Annotated in this window: 2 protein-coding genes; both read left to right on the top strand. The window is 66.1% G+C overall.

What is annotated here, in order from left to right; translation table 11 throughout:
• Window positions 1-1540, top strand: a 1540-nt coding sequence (locus tag Q0176_RS05440) for an ABC transporter ATP-binding protein (RefSeq protein WP_299300017.1), incomplete at its 5' end; no start/stop codon positions are given.
• On the top strand, window positions 1537-3279 hold the full coding sequence (locus Q0176_RS05445; RefSeq protein WP_299300019.1) for an ABC transporter ATP-binding protein: 1743 nt from the start codon (window positions 1537-1539) through the stop codon (window positions 3277-3279). The genes Q0176_RS05440 and Q0176_RS05445, both read left to right, overlap by 4 nt.
• The last annotated feature ends 162 nt before the right edge of the window (window positions 3280-3441 follow it).

Raw genomic sequence — 3441 nt, forward strand, 5'->3', positions numbered from 1 at the left:
CATCCGCATGGGCCTCGCCCGCCACATCGGCAGGCTGCCGCTGGGGTTCCTCTCGGGCACCACCATCGGCGCGGTCAAGAAGACGATGGAGCAGAACGTCGAGGACATCGAGCTCTTCGTCGCCCATAAGATCCCGGAGGTGGTCGATGCGACGGTCACGGTGCTCGTCCTGGTCGTGGCGCTGTTCTTCCTCAGCGTGCCCTTGGCGCTGACCTGCGTGGGGGCGTTCGTCGCCGCGCTCGCCTTTCAGGGGTCCCTCTGGTTCGGGAAAAAGGGCCGGGACAACCTGAAGGCGTACTACGACGCGCTGGAGCGGGTCAACGCCTCGGCGGTGCAGTACGTCCGCGGGATGCAGATCGTCAAGGTGTTCGGCCGTACCGTGCAGTCCTTCCGGGGCTTCTACGCCGACCTTCAGGACTACGGGAGGCTGTGCATCCAGTTCACCAACGCCTGTCGGAACGGCTACATCCTGTTTCGCGTGGTCGCCAACTCCTTCCTCGCCCTCCTGCTGCCCGTCGGGCTCCTGATCCTTCGGGACGACCCGACGGGCCAGGCCTTTGCGCTGACGTTCCTGTTCTTCGTGGTGATGGCGCCCGGAGCGGCGGCCCCCATGATGAATCTGGCGATGCTGGCCATGCAGGGCCGGCAGATAGACGAGGGCGTGGAACGCATCGAGGCCGTGATGGGCCGGAAGCCCGTTCCCGAGCCCCAAAACCCCAGGACGCCGAGGCGGTTCGACGTCGAGTTCCGGGACGTGACCTTCTCCTACGACGCGGAGGGGCCGGAAAACGCGAGCGCCCTCTCCACGCGCGCCCGTGCCCTGTCGTCCGTCTCCTTTCATGCGGAGGAGGGGAGGGTGACCGCCCTCGTGGGCCCATCGGGCGGGGGCAAATCCACCGTCGCCAGCCTGATCCCGCGCTTCTGGGACGTGAGGGAGGGGGAAGGAAAGATCCTCATCGGGGGCGTGGACGTCCGGGACATCCCGGTCGAGACGCTGATGGACACGGTGTCGTTCGTGTTTCAGGACAACTTCCTGTTCTTCGACTCCGTGATGAACAACATCCGGGTCGGGCGGCCGGACGCGACGGACGACGAGGTGATCGCCGCGGCGCGTGCCGCCCAGTGCCACGAGTTCATCGAGCGCCTCCCCAACGGGTACGGCACCCCCATCGGCTCGGGCGGCGTCTACCTGTCCGGCGGGGAGGAGCAGCGCGTCTGCATCGCCCGGGCCGTCCTGAAGAACGCGCCCATCCTGGTGCTGGACGAGGCGACGGCCTTCGCCGACCCGGAGAACGAGTTCGAAATCCAGAGGGCCCTGACGGAGCTCATCAAGGGCAAGACGGTGCTGGTGATCGCACACCGGCTCTCCTCGATCCGAAGGGCCGACCAGATCCTGGTGCTGCAGGAGGGGCGCCTCGAGGAACGGGGGCGGCACGACGAGCTGCTGGCGGCAAACGGGCTTTACGCCCGCATGTGGCGGGCCTATGTCGGGGCGGAGAGCTGGAGGCTCGGCGGGAGCAGGAAGGGGGAAGTGGAATGAAGGGCAACCTGTTTCGGACCGTCACTATAGGGCACCCTGAGAAACTGCGCAAGTCGGTCTTCTGCACGATCGTCTCCTATCTGGTGAACGTCGTTCCGTTCGGCGTCTCCATCGAGGTGGTCCGCACCGTGTTCGCTGCCTGGTCGGCCGGCGGTGCGCCGGATATGGCGAAGCTGTGGGGGCTGTGCGCCTTGCTGTTTGGCTGGCTGATTGTGATGTATGCCGCGGAGGTGCCAGCCTACCGGGCCTGTTACCGGGACGCCTACAGCGCCTCGGCCCGGGGGCGGGTCGAACTCGCCGAAAAGCTGCGCAGGCTTCCCCTGGGCTACTTCGCCCGGCGTGACCCCGGCGACCTCGTGAACATGATCATGGGCGACTTCCTGCTGCTGGAGACCGCGATCTCCCATCAGGTGCCGCAGATGGTCGGCGGCCTCGTACTGCCCTTCATCGCCTTCGTGGGCCTGTGCTTCTGGAACCCGCTCATGGCCGTCGCCATGTTCGTCTCGCTCCCGGCGGCGGTGTTGGTGCTCGCGCTCTCGACGAGGCTCCAGAACTGGCTGAGCCAAAAGCACATGAGGGTCAAGATCGACGCGGGGAACCGCATTCAGGAGTACATGAACGGCATCCGCGTCATCAAGGCCTACAACTTAACAGGCGACCGTTTTGCCCGCCTGGAGAGCGCCTTCCGGAACTTCATGAAGGAGAGCATCCGACTCGAGGCGGCCATGGGGCCCTTCGTGATGCTGGCGATCTCCCTGATCCGCCTGGGGCTGACCCTGATGATCGTGCTGGGCGTGCACCTGATGATCGGCGGGACGCTCGACCCCGTGACCTTCGTCGGGTTCCTCATCGTCGGGACACGTGTTTACGACCCCCTGACGGCGGCGCTGCTCAACTTCTTCCTGTTCCGCTACTTCACCCTGGCCGGAAAGCGCATCCTTCGCCTGATGGAGGAGCCCGAGATGAGCGGGGACGGCGACGCGCCCGATCGGCACGACATCGAGCTGAAAAACGTCACGTTCGGCTACGGCGGCGAGCCCGTGCTTCGGGACGTGAGCCTGACATTCCCACAGGGGAAGCTGACCGCGCTGGTGGGCCCGTCGGGGTGCGGAAAGACAACCCTGATGAAGGTCATGGCCCGGTTCTACGACCCGCAGTCCGGGACGGTGCTCTTCGGCGGCGCGGACGAGCGCGGGCTGGATCCGGAGAAGCTGATGCGGCGGATATCCTTCGTCTTCCAGGACGTGTACCTGTTCCGGGACACGGTGCGGAACAACATCGCCTTCGGACGCGAGGGGGCGACGGAGGCCGAGGTGGAGGAGGCGGCAAAGCGGGCCTGCGCGCACGACTTCATCATGCGGCTGCCCCAGGGGTACGACACGATGGTGGGGGAGGGCGGCTCCACCCTGTCGGGCGGGGAGAAGCAGCGGATCTCCATCGCCCGGGCGCTGCTCAAGGACGCGCCGGTCGTCCTGCTGGACGAGGCCACGGCGAGCCTGGACCCGGAGAACGAGGTCGAGGTACAGCGGGCCGTCAACGCGCTGGTGGAGGGGCGCACCGTGGTGGTGATCGCCCACAAGCTGCGCACGACCCAGAACGCGGACAACATCGTGGTGATGGAGGAAGGGCGCGTGGCGGAGCAGGGCCGTCACGAGGAGCTCTTGGAGCGCGGCGGGCTCTACGCGCGGCTCTGGACCCTGCAGAACGAGTCCGTGGGCTGGAGCCTTACCGGGGACTGAACGATGTCGCAGTTGAGTTGGAGGGGTTGTCTTCACGCTCAATAACACCTCCTCCCCTTCGGGGCAGCCCCCCTTGCAGGGGGGCCTTTCTTTCCCTTTAGACGCAAATTGGTATGATTGCTTTGTGGAGGCGTTGACGGGGAATGTCAGACAGGCGCGTCT

This window comes from uncultured Fretibacterium sp. (assembly GCF_938040765.1).
GTDB lineage: Bacteria > Synergistota > Synergistia > Synergistales > Aminobacteriaceae > CAJPSE01.